This is a genomic window from Bradyrhizobium sp. LCT2 (assembly GCF_009931255.1).
In the GTDB taxonomy this organism is placed as follows: Bacteria; Pseudomonadota; Alphaproteobacteria; order Rhizobiales; family Xanthobacteraceae; genus Bradyrhizobium; species Bradyrhizobium diazoefficiens.
This window is the reverse complement of the sequence record NZ_CP034432.1, coordinates 1,615,176-1,631,418: the sequence shown is the minus strand read 5'-3', so window position 1 is coordinate 1,631,418 and position 16,243 is coordinate 1,615,176. Positions and strand designations below refer to the sequence as shown.

Sequence of the window (16,243 nt, the reverse complement as noted above, 5' to 3'; positions counted from 1 at the left end):
GGCGGGCTAAAGCAAACCCGTCGTGCCGAGGATGTCAGTGCAGGAGCTGGCCCCGGGCGGACTCGAGCTGGTCCGATTGCGGGAGAGACCGGCGGGTCGGTTTGATCGCCGAGGCCTGCGCGTCCATGTAGCAGGGCTTGTACATGGCCTGAAGCTGCTTGCCCCTCAGGAAAAGCATGTGCGGGGTCAGGCCCCCGCGCTGGCTGATCCAGCGCCTCACCTGCGAGGGATACATTGCGTAAAGCATCTGGGTTGCTTCGGAATTGGTGACGGCGCGGCCATTGGCGCCGAAATCCCAGGCGGCATGGAAGCCGAGCGTCGCGCTCGAGGTCACGCAGATGCGGTCGTGCGGGATGGCGCCGAGGACGATGGTGCAGGCGGAGGCGCAGAGGCCGTCGATGATGACGGTTTCGCCGGACTGCCGCAGGTCCTGGTATTTGTCGACGTAGGTTCCGATCCGGCCGCCGCGGTCATCCGCGATGCGAACCACCGCGTGAGAAGCCCCCATGCAAGCGATGAGCACAACCGCCGCCAGCAACCCCGTCAGAAACTTCATTGTCCCCCGCCCCAGTCGAATTCGAATCTGCGTGTCAGGTGGTGATGCACGGCTAGCGTCCGTCGTAACCAAGGTTTTGTCTAGGCAGGCCGGCTGACTCAAAACAAATTCAAATCCAGTGTTGCGTCCGCGCTGCACTTGGCCGGGCTCTATCCCAAAGTGGAACAAGTTAATGATGTCTTACGCGCCACACCCTTGATCTCAGTTAGAACCGCTGGCTTCAATCCGGGCAACTACAGGGGGGAACCTATGGAGGGGGACGCGCATGGCTGAAGAGACAGACGTCATCGTTGTCGGCGCCGGACTATCGGGCCTCGTGGCCGCAACCGAGATCGCGGATGCGGGCAAGCGCGTGATCGTGGTCGACCAGGAAGGCGAGCAGTCGGTCGGTGGCCAGGCGTTCTGGTCGTTCGGCGGACTATTCCTGGTCAATTCGCCCGAGCAGCGCCGGCTCGGTATCAAGGATTCCTTCGATCTCGCAATGCAGGACTGGCTCGGAACCGCCGGCTTCGACCGCGACGAGGATCACTGGCCGCGCAAATGGGCCGAGGCCTATGTGGCCTTCGCGGCCGGCGAGAAGCGCGACTGGCTGCACGCGATGGGACATCGCATCTTCCCCGTGGTCGGCTGGGCCGAGCGCGGCGGCTATGACGCGATGGGCCACGGCAATTCGGTGCCGCGCTTCCACGTCACCTGGGGAACCGGGCCCGGCATCGTCGAGCCGTTCGAGCGCCGCGCGCGCGAGGCGATGAAGAGCGGCCGCTTGATCTTCAAATTCCGCCACCGCGTCGACGCGTTGTCCATCACCAATGGCACGGTGGATGGCGTCAGCGGCGCCGTTCTCGCGCCCGACAATGTCGAGCGCGGCAAGAGCTCCTCGCGCAATGTCGTCGGGGAGTTTGCACTGAAGGCGCAGGCCGTGATCGTCGCCTCCGGCGGCATCGGCGGCAATCACGAGCTGGTGCGGCAGAACTGGCCCAAGCGGCTCGGCGAGCCGCCAAAATTCATGATCTCGGGCGTGCCCGAACACGTCGACGGCCGCATGATCGGCATCACGGAGCAGGCGGGTGCGCGGCTGATCAACCGCGATCGCATGTGGCACTATGTCGAGGGCATCCAGAACTGGTCACCGATCTGGCCGCGCCACGGCATCCGCATCCTGCCGGGGCCCTCGTCCATGTGGTTCGACGCCACCGGCACGCGTTTGCCGGCGCCGCTGTTCCCCGGCTCCGACACGCTCGGCCAGCTCAAATACATCATGTCGACGGGCCATGATTATTCCTGGTTCATCCTGACCCAGAGCATCATCAAGAAGGAGTTCGCGCTGTCGGGCTCGGAGCAGAACCCTGACCTCACCGGCAAGAGCTGGCGCATGACGCTGCGCCGCGCCACCAACAAGGGCGCGCCGGCGCCGGTGGAAGCATTCAAAAGCCATGGTGTCGACTTCATCGTGCGCGACAAGATCGACGATCTCGTTGCGGCGATGAACAAGCTTGCCGGCAGCGACCTCCTCAGGCTCGAGCACATCAAGATGCAGATCGAGGCGCGCGACCGCGAGATCGCCAATCCCTACGTCAAGGACGCGCAGGTGATGAACATCCACAATGCGCGCCGCTATATCGGCGACAAGCTGATCCGCACCGCCTCCCCGCATCGCATCCTCGATCCCGCACACGGACCGCTGATCGCGGTCAAGCTCAACATTCTCACCCGCAAGACGCTCGGCGGCTTCGAGACCGATCTCGACTCGCGCGTGTTCGGCAGCGAGGGCAGTATCATTCCCGGCCTCTATGCGGTCGGCGAAGCCGCGGGCTTCGGCGGCGGCGGCGTGCACGGCTATCGCTCCCTCGAAGGCACTTTCCTCGGTGGCTGCCTGTTCTCGGGCCGCAATGCGGGCCGTGCGGCGGCGAAGGCGGTAGGCTAGATCGTGCGGCGGTGGATGCATATCGGGGCGCTTCTCGCGGGCTTCGCCACCGCCCCGGCTGCGTCCGCCGACACCATCGACGTCAACGGCGTGATGCGTCCTACACGTGCAACTGCCGGCCAAGCGACTTGTCCCGCTGGTGGTCGTGCTGCATGGCAAGACGCAGCGCGGCGCCGACATGGTCGCGCGGACGGCGTGGCCGCAGGTCGCAAAGCGCGAAGGTTTCGCGGTGGTCTTTCCGGATGGGCTCAACCATGCCTGGGCCGATGCGAGGACGAAGGCGGGACCCGCGCTCCGAGGCCCGCCCGAGGGCACCGACGACGTCGCCTTCATCGCCAAGCTCGTCGAGAAACTGGTGACGAACGGCACGGCCGACCCTGGCCGCGTCTACGTCGCCGGCATCTCCAATGGCGGCGCCATGGCGATGACGCTTGCTTGCGCCCGCGCCGATCTGTTTACGGCAGGCGCGAGCGTGATCATGAACCTCACCGACGAAGCCGCGGTCACGTGCCATCCGTCGCGGCCGCTGCCGATGCTGATCATGAACGGCACGGCCGACCCGCTGGTGCCCTACGAGGGCGGACGCGGATCGAGCTATTTTGCCGCGGACGGGTTCTGGTCGACCGAAGAGACGTTTGCCTTCTGGCGCAAGCTCAACGGCTGCGAGACCGATGATGCCAATCTGACTGAAATGCCCGACAGGGCACCCGCGGACCAGTCCACGGTCACGCGGATCTCCTCGCGCTGCCCCAGGGGGCACGACGTCGTGCTCTATCGCGTCAACCATGGCGGCCATCGCATGCCCGGCTTCGCGCCGGATGCCCGCTTCCCCAAGGTCGCAACCAGCCTGCTCGGGCCTCAGAACAGCGACATCGACGGCGCCGAGACGATCTGGACGTTCTTCAGTCAGTTTCCGTAGGGAACGCGTGCAACGCCCACGACGCATGCGCCACGGGCAACGCATGCGTGCCTGGCAACGCATGCGTGCCTGGCAACGCATGCGTGCCTGGGGTGGCTGAGCGCGAGGTGCTGGGCTAGACAGGGCCGCCATTCCACCAGGAGATCCCAAATGAGCATTCAGCGTTTTGAAACCGGCCCGCGCATGAGCCAGGTCGTCGTGCACGGCAACACCGTCTATCTCGCCGGTGTCGTCGCGAGCAAAGCCGCCGGCGAAAGCGTGACGAAGCAGACCCAGGACATCCTGGCGACGATCGACGGCCATCTCGCCAAGGCCGGCACCGACAAGTCGAAGCTGCTCTCGGCCACGATCTACATCACCGACATGAAGACGTTTGGCGAGATGAACGCGGTGTGGGACGCCTGGGTCTCCCCCGGCAATACCCCGGCCCGCGCCACCGTCGAGGCCAAGCTGGCCGCGCCGCAATACACCGTCGAGATCATGGTCACAGCCGCGAAGTAATCTTCGCGAACAATTCGCATGCGACTGAAGCGCGATGAGAACATCATCGCGCTTCATTTTTTTTGCGCACGCCGATGACCTCAGAGGTAATCGATCGGCGTGCGCGAACCTTCGATAGTGACGATCAGCCGAACACGGCGTCATCGAAGGAGAGCACCATGACCGACCACGTCACCATTGCCCGCCACTACATCGAGCTCTGGAACGAGCGCACGACAAGCCGCCGGCGCGAGCTGCTGAGCCAGAACTGGACGGCGGATGCGAGCTATGTCGATCCGCTGATGAAGGGCGACGGCCAGGACGGCATCGACGCGCTGATATCAGGCGTGCAACAGCGCTTTCCCGATTTCAAGTTCAAGCTGCTCGGCGAGCCCAACGGCTACGGCGATCATCTCCGCTTCAGCTGGGGCCTCGGCCCCGATGGCGCCGACAGCCCGATCAAGGGCACCGATTTCGCCGTGCTGAAGGACGGGCGCATCAGAAGCATCACGGGATTCCTGGACCAGGTGCCCGCGGGCGCGTGAGGGGCGAGCGCAGCCTCAAGCTCCGTCGTCGTCCCCGCGCAGGCCGGGACCCATACCGCGTGATCTCTCGGACTGCGCGCGGTGGGAGTACCGAACGACTAGTCTTCGCCAGACTACTCCCTTGGGGTTATGGGTCCCGGCCCCCCGTGCGCAATTGCGCACTAGGCCGGGACGACACCTTGGTTGGGGCGCGAGCTCGGCTTAAGCAATCGCTAGCCGATACGCAGCCTTCGCATTCACCCCGAACGCCTTGTCCCGCACGCCCGGCCCGAGCCTCGCCAAACACGCCTCCAGCGCGCCCTTGATCTCGGCATAGCTTCCCGCAAGCAGGCACACCGGCCAGTCGGAGCCGAAGATCAAACGATCCTCACCGAAACATGTCGCGGCGTGCTGGACGAACGGCAACAGCCGATCCGCGTCCCAGTCGCTCCAGACCGCTTCCGTCGCGAGCCCGGAGATCTTGCACCAGACATTGCCGCAAGCGGCGAGCGCCTTGATGCGATCAGCCCATTCGGCGCTTCCGCCGGAAGCGATCGGCGGCTTGGCGGCATGGTCGAGCACGAAGCGCGCGTTGGGAAAGGCCTGCGCGGTTGCGATCGCCGCCGGCAATTCGCGGGTGCGGACGAGGAAGTCGTAAGTGAGATCGCGGACGAACAATGCGGCAAGCCCGCGCCGGACGTCCTCGCGGAGCAGCCAATCTGGATCGGCCTCGTCGTGGACCTGGTGGCGGATGCCGACCAGCTTGTCGCCGCCCGGCGCGGCGCGCAGCCGGTCGAGCGTGTCCCCAAGCGCGCCATCGGTCAGATCGACCCAGCCGACGACGCCGACGACAGAGGGCGTCGCATGCGCGATGCGCAAGAATTCCTCGGTCTCCTCCAGCGCCGAGCGGCACTGCACCACGATGCTCGCGTCGATGCCATTCGCCTTCAACAGCGGCGCGAGATCGGCGGGGCCGAAGGCACGGCGGATCGGCGCGAGTTCGGGCGCCTCCATCCAGGGATAGTCGGCGCGCGCCGGATCCCAGAAATGCTGATGGGCGTCGATCACCATGCCCTACACTCCACCCGGCAGCGGCGCCCGCGCGTCGACGAGCTTCCGCGCACGCAGCTCCTGCCAGAAGGCCGGCGGCACCGGCGCCTGCCACATCGCGATGTTGTCGGCGACCTCGCCGGCATTGCGCGCGCCCAGCACGGCGACCGTCACGGCCGGATGGGCCATGCAGAATTGAAGCGCGGCGGCCTTCAGCTCGGTGCCGTGCCTGCGGCAGAGCTCGTCGAGCTCGAGCGCCCGCGCGATCAGCGCCGCGTCGGCGTCCTGATAGTTGAACTTCGCGCCGGTGTGCGGGTTGGCCAGAATGCCGCTGTTGTAGATGCCGCCGAGCAGGATGCCGATGTTCTTTGCCTGGCAGACAGGAAACAGCGCATCCAGCGCGCCCTGGTCGAGCAGCGTGTAGCGGCCGGCGAGCAGGAAGCAGTCCACCGGCACGGTTTCGGCAAAACGGACCAGCATTTCCGACTGGTTCATGCCGGCGCCGATCGCCTTGACCGTGCCCTCCGTGCGCAGGCGCTGGAGCGCGCGGAAGGCGCCGGCGACGGCGTCGTCATAATGATCGTCGGGATCATGCACGAGCAGGACATCGACGCGGTCGAGCCCGAGGCGAGCCAGACTCTCCTCCACCGAGCGCATCACGCCGTCGTAACTGAAATCGAACACCGGCCGTTCGCGCGGCGTGCTCTTGTAATGTTCGTCCTCGGCGGCAGCGCCATCGCCCGAGCGCAGCAGGCGGCCGACCTTGGTCGAGATGACGTAGGAGTCACGCGGCTGTTGCCGCAGGAATGCGCCGAGCCGCCGTTCCGCCAGGCCAAAGCCGTAGAGCGGCGCGGTGTCGTAGAAGCGGATGCCGGCCGACCAACCCCGCTCGAGCGTCGCTTGCGCATCGGCATCGCTGACGGGGGTGAACAATCCGCCGAGAGGGGCGGAGCCGAGGCCGATTGAGGTGACGTCGAGAGAGCCGAGCCGCGACCGTTTCATTCCAAATTTCCTTCCGGCAGTCCAAATCATCTCTCCCGCTTGCGGAAACCGCAAGCGGGAGAGGCACGCAGGAGCAGGAGTGCGGGGCTGGCGGCGCTCCTACTTCAGCATCTGCGCAACGTTGTCCTTGGTGACGAGATCGAGGCCGGTATAGACGATCTCCGGCACCTTCTCGCCCTTCTTGATGGCGAGCAGCGTGTCCATCGCCTTCTCGCCCATCTCGAACGGTCGCTGGCCGACCAGCGCATTGGCATAGCCGTCGCGCAGCAATTCGAGCTGCATCTTCAGCGTATCGGCAACGACCAGCGTGAACTTGCCGGAATCGATGTCCTTCTTGTTCCTGCTGGCGAAAGCCTTGAAGCCTTCGGGGGCAAACATCGGCCAGCCGCCGATGGGAACGATGGCGGCAAGATCGGGCGTTGCGGTGCGCATATCCGTCATCTGCTGGACCGCGAGTGCCGGATCGTCGTTGCAGAAGGTCGGCGAGCCCGCGACCTCGGTCCATTTCGAGCCCTTCAGCGCCTCGCGGACGCCATCGACGCGCTCGGCAAGGTTCTTGGCACCGGGGCCGCCCGAGACCATCGCGTACTTTCCGCCGTCAGGCCGCATCTTCACGAGTTGCTTGCCGAGCGCGACGCCGAATTCCTTGTTGTTGGTGCCGATATAGGCGATGCGCTTGGATCCCGGTGCATCGGCATCGAAGGTGATGACGGGGATGCCCGCCGCGGTCGCCGCCTCGATCGACTTGGTCATGGCCGCGACGTCGGCGACCGAGATGGCGAGACCGTCGACCTTCTGGGTGACGAAGTCCTGGATGATCTGCGCCTGCGTCGCCGGCTCGTGCTCGACCGGCCCTTTGTAGACGCACTCGATATTGCCGAGTTCCTTGGCGCGCTTCAGACAGCCGTCGCGCGCAAAATCGAAGAACGGATTGTTCATCGCCTTGGGCACGATCACGAAGCGATAGTTCGCAGCGAACGCCGGCGTCGCCATCAGCGCGACAGCGATGCCCGCAAGAAGAAGTTTCCTCATCGTCTCCTCCACCCTTCTTTGGCGCCTGTCCTCTCAAGTTCGTCCGGGAAGCGGACAGGCGGCATTTTCGTGGTCCTCCCGAACGACGTCACTTTCAGATCATCCGCGAGCGCACACGATCGACCAGCACGGCCAGGATGATGATCACGCCCACCAGCGTCTGCTGCCAGTAGGAGCTGACCTGTGCCAGCACGAGACCGTTGCGGATCACTTCCAGCAGCACGCAGCCGACAATGGCCCCCAGCGGCCCGCCGATGCCGCCGGCAAGGTTGGCGCCGCCGATGACGGCCGCCGCGATCACGTTGAGCTCGTAGGAGGTCGCCATGTTGGCGGGTGCCGATCCGAGCCAGCCGGAGATGATGATGCCCTGGAGGCCAGCGGCGAGCGCGCAGAGCACATAGACCTCGATCTTCACGCGCACGACCGGGATGCCGGTCAGTTCGGCCGCCTTCTCGTTGCCGCCGAGCGCGAAGACGTGGCGGCCGAACGAGGTGTGGTGCAGCACCACCGCCATCGCCAGCGCAAGGATCACGAGATAGATGAACGGTACGGGCACGCCGAGCACGTCGCCCGAGGTGAGCGCGTAGAAGTAATCGGCGTCCGGCCCGCCAGGAAAGCTGCCGCGCCCGTTGGAGACGACATAGCCGAGCCCGCGCACGATCGAGAGCATGCCGAGCGTGGTCACGAACGGCGACAGGCCCAGCACCGCGATGCAGAAGCCGTTGACGAGACCGGCGATCAGCGCGACGCCAAGGCCCGCGACGACGGAGATCAGCAGGATCAGGCCGGGGACATTGGCCAGCACCGTCTTGCCGTCGGCCGCCATGTGCACGAAGAGCGAGGCGCCGAGCCCGCCCGGCGTCGACAGCTCGGTCATGACCATCGAGGTGATCATGGCCGAGAAGCACATCATCGAGCCGACCGAGAGATCGATGCCGCCGGTGATGATCACGAAGGTGACGCCGAGGGTGGCGATGGCGATGAAGGAAAAATTCTTCGCCACGTTCTGCATGTTGCCCTGGGTGAAGAAATACGGGCTGGCGAAATGCATGATCACCAGCAGCACGGCCAGCGCGAGCAGCACGTAGCCGGTCTGGGAGGCGAAGATGCCGCGCTGCCACCACTTGATCTTGCCGACATTGGAGAAGGTGATCGGGGATTCCAGGGGCATGGCCATCACGCCGCCTCCTTCGCGCCGGTGATGAGGGCAGTGACTTCCTCGGGGGACGTCGCCTGAATCGCCTTGTCGGCCCGCTTCTCGCCGCGGCGCATGACGATCACGCGGTCGCACACGGCGAACACGTCGGGCATGCGGTGCGAGATCAGCATCACGGCGACGCCCTGCTCCTTGAGCCGGTGGATCAGGCTCAGCACCTGCTCGACCTGGCGGACCGAGATCGCGGCGGTCGGCTCGTCCATCATCACCAGCCGTGCATTGGAGAGCCGCGTCCGCGCGATCGCGACCGCCTGGCGCTGGCCGCCCGACATCTGCTTGACGAGGTCGTCGGGGCGCGTCTCCGAGCGCAACTCGCCGAACAATTCCAGCGCGCGCGCCGCCATCGCCTTGTGGTCGAGCAAGGCGAACGGGCCGAATTTTCGCTTCAGCTCGCGGCCGAGGAAGACGTTGGCGGCCGCGGTCAGATTGTCGGCCAGCGCAAGATCCTGATAGACGACCTCGATCCCGACCGTGCGGGCATCGACGGGCCGGTTGAAATGAACCGCGCTGCCGGCAAAGCGGATCTCGCCATGGCTGGGGCGGAAATTGCCGGCGATGATCTTGACCAGCGTCGACTTGCCCGCGCCGTTGTCGCCCATCAGGCCGACCACCTCGCCGGGGAAGACCTGCATGTCGACGTCATGCAGCGCGCGGATCGCGCCGAACTCCTTGCCGATGCCGGAGAGTTGGAGCACCGGTGTTGCCTCAGCACTTGTCATCAGCGGCCTTCCTCAGACATAGCGGTTGACGAGGGATTCCAGATATTCCTGCCGTCCCGAGCGTGGCTGCGGGTCGAAACCGGGGCCGAGCGCACGATCGGCGAGATCGGCGAGCGAGCGCTGGCCGCCGAGAATGGCGCGGCCCTCGGGGCCGGCCCATCCTTCGTAGCGCTTGTCGAGCGGCGCGGTGAGGGCGCCGGCATCAAGCATGTCGGCGGCGGCAAGGAAGGCGCGCGCGCAGGCATCCATCGAGCCGACATGGGCGTGGATCAGATCGTCGGGGTCGATCGACTGGCGCCGGATCTTGGCGTCGAAATTGAGCCCGCCAGACGTGAAGCCGCCGCGGTTCAGGATCTCGTGGAACACCAGCGCCAGCTCCGGCACGTTCATCGCGAACTGGTCGGTGTCCCAGCCGAGCAGATCGTCGCCGCGGTTGACGTCGAGCGAGCCGAAGACACCGAGCGCCTCGGCGAGCGCAACCTCGTGATGGAAGGAATGGCCGGCGAGGATGGCGTGGTTCTGCTCGATGTTGAGCTTGACGTCCTTGAGGAGGTCGTAGCGCGCGAGGAAGCCGTAACAGGTGGCGACGTCGAAATCATATTGATGCTTGGTCGGCTCCTTCGGCTTCGGCTCGATCAGGATCGGGCCCTTGAAGCCGATCTTGTGCTTGTGCTCGACGACGAGCGAGACGAAGCGGCCGAGCTGGTCGAGCTCGCGCTTGAGATCGGTGTTGAGCAGCGTCTCGTAGCCCTCGCGGCCGCCCCACAGCACGTAGTTCTGGCCGCCGAGCCGGTGCGTCACCTCCAGCGCGGCGCGGACCTGGCCGGCGGCATAAGTGAAGATGTCAGGGTCCGGATTGGTCGCGGCGCCCGCCATGTAGCGGCGATGCGTGAACAGATTGGCGGTGCCCCAGAGCAGCCGGACTTTGGCCGAGGCCATCTTCGCTTCGAACAGATCGGCGATCGCGTTGAGGTTGGCGACCGACTCCGCGAGCGAAGCCCCCTCCGGCGCCGCATCGACGTCGTGGAAGGTGAAGAAGGGCACGTCCAGCAGCCGGAACAGCTCGAAAGCGACATCCGCCTTGGCCCGCGCCAGCGCCATCGCATCGGTGCCGTGATGCCAGGGTCGCAGGAACGTCTCGCCGCCGAAGGGATCGCCGCCCGGCCAGCAGAAGGAGTGCCAGTAGCAGACCGCAAAGCGCAGGTGATCCTCGAGCCGGCGGCCATGGACGAGGCGGTCCTTGTCGTACCAGCGGAAGGCGGGCGCTGGTCCGGCATCTTGGCCGGCGAAGGCGACAGGCGTGCTTTCCTCGAAGAATTTGGCTGACACGTTCACTTAAGCGGACTCCTTCAACGCGGGATAAAGCGCGCGCCAGCGGCGATAGGCCTCGTCATAGGCGGCGGTCACGGATGCGCGGGGTGCGAAACTCGCGAGCCGACGCGGGCGCGTGCAAACTTCAGCAGGATCGTCACCGGTGGCGGCAAGGCGGCCGAGCCGCGCGGCGCCGAGCGCGGCACCCACCTCGCCTTCCTCGACGCGATGGACGGTAATGCCGAGCACGTCGGCGCATATCTGGGCCCAGAGCGGCGAGCGCGAGCCACCGCCGACGAGATCGACTTCCACGATCGGCCCGCTCGCCGCGCTCAGTGCCGCCAGATTGTCGCGCGCGGCAAAGGCGACGCCTTCGAGCACGGCCTGCACGATCTGGCCGCGCCCGGTCGCGCCGCGCAGACCGACGAAGGCGCCGCTGGCGGCGGCGTCGTTGTGCGGCGTGCGCTCGCCGTCGAGATATGGCAGGAATCTTATCGGGCTCGGCCCATCGACGCGCTCGCCGAGCGGCGCCAGCAACGCGGCGGCCGGCGTCTCCATCACGCTCGCGAGCCAGGCGAGCGAGGCCGCCGCCGACAGCATCACCCCCATCTGGTGCCACAGGCCGGGTAGCGCGTGGCAGAACGCATGCACGGCTGAAGCCGGCGCCGGCGCAAAGCGGTCGGTGACACGGAACATCACACCTGACGTTCCCAGTGACAGAAACGCATCGCCGGGCGCGATCGCGCCAAGCCCGATCGCGCTGGCGGCATTATCGCCGGCGCCGCCCGCGACCACGACATCCTTTGCCATACCCCAGCGCTGCGCGAATTCCGGCGCGAGCAACGCGCTCACCGCGCTGCCCTCGACGAGGCGCGGCATGTGGTGGAGATCGAGGCCGGTCGCATGAAGCAGCACGGCCGACCAGCGGCGCTGGCCGACATCGAGCCACAGCGTGCCGGCCGCGTCCGACATGTCCTCGACCATCTCGCCGGTCAGCCGATAGCGGACATAGGCCTTCGGCAGCAGCACCTTTGCGACACGCGCGAAGATCTTTGGCTCATGCCGCGCGACCCAGAGCAGCTTCGGCGCGGTGAAGCCGGGCATCGCGAGATTGCCGGCGATCGTGTGCAGCGACGGACAGCGCCGCTCCAGTGCGACGCATTCGGCCTGCGAGCGGCCGTCGTTCCAGAGGATGGCGGGGCGCAGCGGCCGCCCATCCTCGCCGAGCAGCGTCGCGCCATGCATCTGGCCGGACAGTCCGATGCCGGCGACCCGCGCGACTTCGCGCGGATGGCGGGATGCGAGATCATCGACCGCACCGGTCGCCGCATCGACCCAGGTGTCGGGATCCTGCTCGGACCACAGCGGCGCCGGATGCGACAGCGCAAGCTCGCGCGCCGCCGTCGCGACAACCGCGCCGGCATCGTTCACGAGCACCGCCTTCACACCGGACGTGCCGATGTCCAATCCGAGATACACGCCGTCCTCCCTTTCGCCTGTCGCCGTGTGCGATCTTGCGTCGCGTTGCCCGCAACGGGCCGTTCGAAATCCGCTGCCGCTAAGGCAGATTGTCCCGCATCACGATGTCGATCCTGATCTTCTCCTGTTCGTGCAGGATGGGCTCGCCGCGGGCGAGCGCGAGCAGCACGCGCACGGCGGCGCGCGCCTCATGTCCCGGATTCTGCGAGATCGCGGCATCCATCACGCCCTGCAACAGCAGCCGGCGCGTCAGCGCCGTGACGTCGTGCCCGACGAACACCACCTGCTTGTCGCGGCCGGCATCGCTCAACGCCTTGGCGACACCTTGTGTGCCCGCGCCGACATTATAAAGGCCGACAATGTCAGCATGCCTGCCGAGCAGCCGGGCCAGAACCTGTTCCGAACGTTCGTCCTCGTCGCGCCCTTCCAGCACCGGCAGCACGCTGAGGCCAGGGAATTCCGCCGCCATCACCTGATTGAAGCCGAAGATGCGCTCGGCATGGTCGCGCAGGCCCTGCGAGCCCGCGACGATCGCGACCTTGCCGGAGCGCTGACCGACCAGCCGCCCGACCAGCGCGCCGGCGGTGCGCCCCGCCGCGATGTTGTCGATGCCGACATAATGGTGGCGCCGCGACGACGGCACGTCCGAGACCAGCGTCACCACCTTGGTGCCGGCATCGACGAGATCGTTGATCGCGGCGCGGACGCCGGGATGATCCAGCGCCACCACGGCGACGCCGTCGTAATCGCCCGACAGCGCCTCGAGCGAGGCTGCGAGCATGGAATGATCGAACACGTCGGTTGCGACCATCTCGACACCGAGGCGGCGGGCCGAGAGCCAGGCCGACATCTCGCCGAGATAGGCCTCGATCTGCTGCATGAACGGGTTCGGCCCGGACGGCATCACGAAGGCAAAGCGGCGGGCGCGGCCGCGGGCGAGCTCTGCGGCGGCCACGTGCGGCTGGAACGCGTTGCGCTCGATCGCCGCCTTGACGCGCCGGACCGTATCGGGCCTCACGCCCGGGCGGTTGTGCAGCACACGATCCACCGTCGCGAGACTGACACCCGCCTCGCGGGCGATGTCCTTCAACGTCAGCGCGGTGGCGGTGAGTGTATCGGCCATGGCTGAAGGCTAGCAGAGGTTTTTTGAGGTGCGCAACTCATTTTGAGGGGCACGAAAGAATTTTCGGCCCCCGGTTGCACTGCGGCAGTCGGCCGGAGAGCTCAGCGGCCGCTCAGATCCAGCGTCAGAAACAGGCTGTTGCGGTCCTCGACATAGCCCTCGAACGGGCCGCAGAGGACGAAGCCATGCGCCTGGTACAGCGCGTGGGCCGGCTTGAAATAGTCCCACGAGCCGGTCTCGAGGCTGAGCCGCGTCAAGCCCCGCGCGCGGGCTTCACTGATGATGTGGCGGAGCATCTCGCGACCAAAGCCGCGCCGCCGCGTGGTCTGCAGCGTGTGCATCGACTTGACCTCGCCATGGGTGGCCGAAAGCGTCTTCAGCGCGCCGGTGACGACCAGCGTCTCGCCGTCCCAGCCGGTCCAGAACGCGACGTCGCTCGCGCGAAGGCCCGCCAGATCGAGCGCATGGGCGCTGCCGGGCGCGGTCTGCGCCCGCGCCGCCGCGACATGATGATCGAGCAGTGCGACGACGCGCGGATCGAAAGTGTCGCCGGCGCGGATCTGCATCGTCACGGCCTCACTCCGCTGGAAAGCCGCATCTGCATGAGGACCATATCGAGCCAGCGGCCGAACTTGCAGCCGACCTCGGGCATGCGGCCGACCTCGGCAAAGCCGAACGAGGCGTGCAGCGCGATCGAGGCGGAATTCGACGCCTCGATCGCGGCGACCATCGTGTGCTTGTTCAGCGCCGTGGCACGCTCGATCAGCGCAACCATCAGGCCGCGGCCGATGCCCGCGCGATGATGCCGCTCGTCGACATAGACGGAATTCTCGACCGTGTGGCGATAGCCGGGCCAGGGACGGAAATCGCCGAAGGACGCGAAGCCAACCACATCCCTGCCCTTCATGGCGACCAGAACGGGATAGCCGGCGTCCCATCGCGCGCGGATCCACGCGCGCCGCGACTCGAGATCAACCGGGCCGTCGGTCCAGACCGCCGTGGTGTTGATCGCGGCATGGTTGTAGATGGCCAAAATATCTTCGGCATCCTCCAGCGTGGCGTCCCGCACGATCAGCGACATCACATTTTCCCGTAAGAAGTGCCGCGCCGCGTGATGATGACGTAGCGCGCGTCCTGTCTGGTTTCGTTCTCGAAGGTCACCGCACGCATCACGTCGAAGTCGAGACAGTCGCCATCGCGCAGGCGAACCGTCTTGGCGTCGATATGCACGCAGACCGCGCCCTCCAGCATCAGGAGCTGCTGGGTGAAGGCGTTGCGGCCCCAAGGGCTGTAGGAGACGCGCGCGCCGGCCGGCAGGTCGACGACGATGATCTCGATGCCGCTTGCCGCATCCGGCGGCGAGGCATGGCGCCTGCGGTAGCCGCTGTCGGGATCACGCCAATGCGGCTGGTCGGCAAGCCGCATCAGCCGCTCCGGCGGCTTCTCCGCGAGCGCGACGACGTCGCTCAGCGTGACGTCGAGCGCCGCACAGAGCTTGTTGAGCAGCGCCGCCGTCGCACTGCTCTGCGCCCGCTCCACCCGCCCGATCATGGCCCGGCTGACGCCGGAGCGGCCTGCAAGTTCGTTCAACGTCATGCCCGCCTGCGTCCTCAGGGTCTTCAAGCGACGACCGATCGCACGGTCGAGTTTCTGCTGGTCCATGGTCTTCATCCGAACATTGCCCGGCCACAGACCGCACCACCCATCAGGGTGAGAGGGAGCTTAGCGCGGACGGAGGCGAACGCCGTGAGCGGCAGTCTAATATATTAGAATCTTCGCAGAGCTCGTAGGGTCGGTTAGGATGCGCCCCAATCACAAATGATCCGGAGGCGACGAGATGGGCGAGCCAACGCAACGGACGATCAAGGCCAACGGTATCAGCCTCAACGTCGCCGAGCAGGGCAAGGGGCCGATGGTGCTGCTCTGCCACGGCTTTCCGGAAGGCTGGTACTCCTGGCGGCATCAGCTCGAGGCGCTGGCGGCGGCCGGCTACCACGCGGTCGCGCCCGACATGCGCGGCTACGGCAAGAGCGACCGGCCCGAGGCGATCGACCAGTACACGATCCTCCACATGGTCGGCGATCTTGTCGGCGTACTCGACGCCCTCGAGGTGAAGGACGCCGTCATCGTCGGGCATGACTGGGGCGCGACGATCGCCTGGCACACGGCGCGCCTGCGGCCCGATCGCTTCCGCGCCGCCGCGATCCTCAGCGTGCCCTATCGGCCGCGAAGCGAGGCGCGGCCGACGAGTGTCATGCCGCAGACGGCAGATGCGCAGTTCTACCAGCTGTATTTCCAGGAGCCGGGGGTCGCCGAAGCGGAGTTCGAACGGGATCCGCGCGCAACGCTCGGCGCCATGCTCTTTGGCGGTTCCGGCGAAGGGGCGGCGGCGATCCGCGCCAACGCCGAGCGCGCCGGCAGAACCGTTGGCGTCGGCATGGTCTCCCGCAAGGACGGCATGTTGCCGAAGGTGCAGGTGCCGCTGCCGTCGTGGCTGAGCGCCACCGACCTCGACTATTACAGCGCCGAATTTGCCCGCAGCGGGTTTCGCGGGCCGCTCAACTACTACCGCAACATCGACCGCAACTGGGAGCTGATGGGGGCCTTCGAGGGCGTGAAGGTGGTGGTGCCCTCGCTCTTCATCGCCGGCGACCACGACATGGTCATCGCCTTCCCCGGCGCCGCCGAGCACCTCGCCAACATGAAGCAATTCGTGCCGCAGCTGCGCGAGATCAAGATCCTGCCGGGCTGTGGACACTGGACGCAGCAGGAACGGCCCGCGGAGGTGAACGCAGCGATCGTCGAATTTTTGCGGAGCTTGCCAGGTTAGCACCCTTCTCCGCTAAAGCTTCGAAGGGCATCCTGCATCGCGTTGCCGAAGAATGGAAATCCTGCGAAGCGCCTTCGC

Annotated in this window: 16 protein-coding genes and 1 pseudogene; 5 read left to right on the top strand and 12 right to left on the bottom strand. The window is 66.4% G+C overall.

What is annotated here, in order from left to right; genetic code table 11:
• Positions 1-34: 34 nt before the first annotated feature.
• Complete coding sequence (locus EI171_RS08280) at positions 35-556, bottom strand: hypothetical protein (protein ID WP_028172800.1); 522 nt, start codon at positions 554-556, stop codon at positions 35-37.
• Positions 557-821: 265 nt separating this feature from the next.
• Here EI171_RS08280 and EI171_RS08275 point away from each other — a divergent pair, with 265 nt between their 5' ends.
• The 4 genes and pseudogenes from EI171_RS08275 to EI171_RS08260 all read left to right on the top strand — a co-directional run bounded on the left by EI171_RS08275 (position 822) and on the right by EI171_RS08260 (position 4,424).
• Positions 822-2,480, top strand: a complete 1,659-nt coding sequence (locus tag EI171_RS08275) for an FAD-binding dehydrogenase (protein ID WP_161533062.1) — start codon at positions 822-824, stop codon at positions 2,478-2,480.
• Between the two features lie 3 nt (positions 2,481-2,483).
• A pseudogene (locus EI171_RS08270) lies at positions 2,484-3,399 on the top strand (PHB depolymerase family esterase).
• 150 nt (positions 3,400-3,549) lie between these two features.
• A complete protein-coding gene (locus EI171_RS08265) occupies positions 3,550-3,900 on the top strand; it encodes a RidA family protein (RefSeq protein ID WP_011083946.1) in 351 nt (116 codons plus the stop codon).
• Between the two features lie 158 nt (positions 3,901-4,058).
• Complete coding sequence (locus EI171_RS08260; protein WP_038965266.1) at positions 4,059-4,424, top strand: nuclear transport factor 2 family protein; 366 nt, start codon at positions 4,059-4,061, stop codon at positions 4,422-4,424.
• 201 nt (positions 4,425-4,625) lie between these two features.
• Here the strand turns inward: EI171_RS08260 and EI171_RS08255 are convergent, their stop codons facing one another.
• From EI171_RS08255 to EI171_RS08205, 11 genes are all read right to left on the bottom strand, one after another.
• Positions 4,626-5,474 (bottom strand): amidohydrolase, encoded by an 849-nt coding sequence (locus EI171_RS08255; RefSeq protein ID WP_028172797.1) that lies wholly within the window; start codon positions 5,472-5,474, stop codon positions 4,626-4,628.
• A 3-nt stretch (positions 5,475-5,477) separates the two neighbouring features.
• Positions 5,478-6,455 (bottom strand): aldo/keto reductase, encoded by a 978-nt coding sequence (locus tag EI171_RS08250; protein WP_011083943.1) that lies wholly within the window; start codon positions 6,453-6,455, stop codon positions 5,478-5,480.
• 99 nt (positions 6,456-6,554) lie between these two features.
• Positions 6,555-7,487, bottom strand: coding sequence for a sugar-binding protein (locus EI171_RS08245; RefSeq protein WP_028172796.1), 933 nt, complete (start codon positions 7,485-7,487; stop codon positions 6,555-6,557).
• 94 nt (positions 7,488-7,581) lie between these two features.
• Positions 7,582-8,664, bottom strand: coding sequence for an ABC transporter permease (locus EI171_RS08240; protein ID WP_038965265.1), 1,083 nt, complete (start codon positions 8,662-8,664; stop codon positions 7,582-7,584).
• The gene (locus EI171_RS08235) at positions 8,664-9,422 is read right to left on the bottom strand and encodes an ATP-binding cassette domain-containing protein (protein ID WP_011083940.1); all 759 of its coding nucleotides are present in this window, start codon (positions 9,420-9,422) and stop codon (positions 8,664-8,666) included. Before EI171_RS08235 ends, EI171_RS08240 begins: the two co-directional genes overlap by 1 nt.
• Before the next feature lie 12 nt (positions 9,423-9,434).
• On the bottom strand, positions 9,435-10,757 hold the full coding sequence (xylA, locus tag EI171_RS08230) for a xylose isomerase (RefSeq protein ID WP_161533061.1): 1,323 nt from the start codon (positions 10,755-10,757) through the stop codon (positions 9,435-9,437).
• The gene (xylB, locus tag EI171_RS08225) at positions 10,758-12,212 is read right to left on the bottom strand and encodes a xylulokinase (protein ID WP_161533060.1); all 1,455 of its coding nucleotides are present in this window, start codon (positions 12,210-12,212) and stop codon (positions 10,758-10,760) included.
• A 79-nt stretch (positions 12,213-12,291) separates the two neighbouring features.
• A complete protein-coding gene (locus tag EI171_RS08220) occupies positions 12,292-13,335 on the bottom strand; it encodes a LacI family DNA-binding transcriptional regulator (protein WP_161533059.1) in 1,044 nt (347 codons plus the stop codon).
• Between the two features lie 101 nt (positions 13,336-13,436).
• A complete protein-coding gene (locus EI171_RS08215; protein WP_161536940.1) occupies positions 13,437-13,901 on the bottom strand; it encodes a GNAT family N-acetyltransferase in 465 nt (154 codons plus the stop codon).
• A 2-nt stretch (positions 13,902-13,903) separates the two neighbouring features.
• On the bottom strand, positions 13,904-14,416 hold the full coding sequence (locus EI171_RS08210) for a GNAT family N-acetyltransferase (protein WP_161533058.1): 513 nt from the start codon (positions 14,414-14,416) through the stop codon (positions 13,904-13,906).
• Positions 14,416-14,997 (bottom strand): helix-turn-helix domain-containing protein, encoded by a 582-nt coding sequence (locus tag EI171_RS08205; protein WP_063921603.1) that lies wholly within the window; start codon positions 14,995-14,997, stop codon positions 14,416-14,418. The genes EI171_RS08210 and EI171_RS08205 overlap by 1 nt, the downstream gene beginning before the upstream one ends.
• A 175-nt stretch (positions 14,998-15,172) precedes the next feature.
• Here EI171_RS08205 and EI171_RS08200 point away from each other — a divergent pair, with 175 nt between their 5' ends.
• Positions 15,173-16,165: an alpha/beta fold hydrolase gene (locus EI171_RS08200; RefSeq protein WP_161533057.1), complete on the top strand. Its 993-nt coding sequence runs from the start codon at positions 15,173-15,175 to the stop codon at positions 16,163-16,165.
• Positions 16,166-16,243 lie beyond the last annotated feature (78 nt).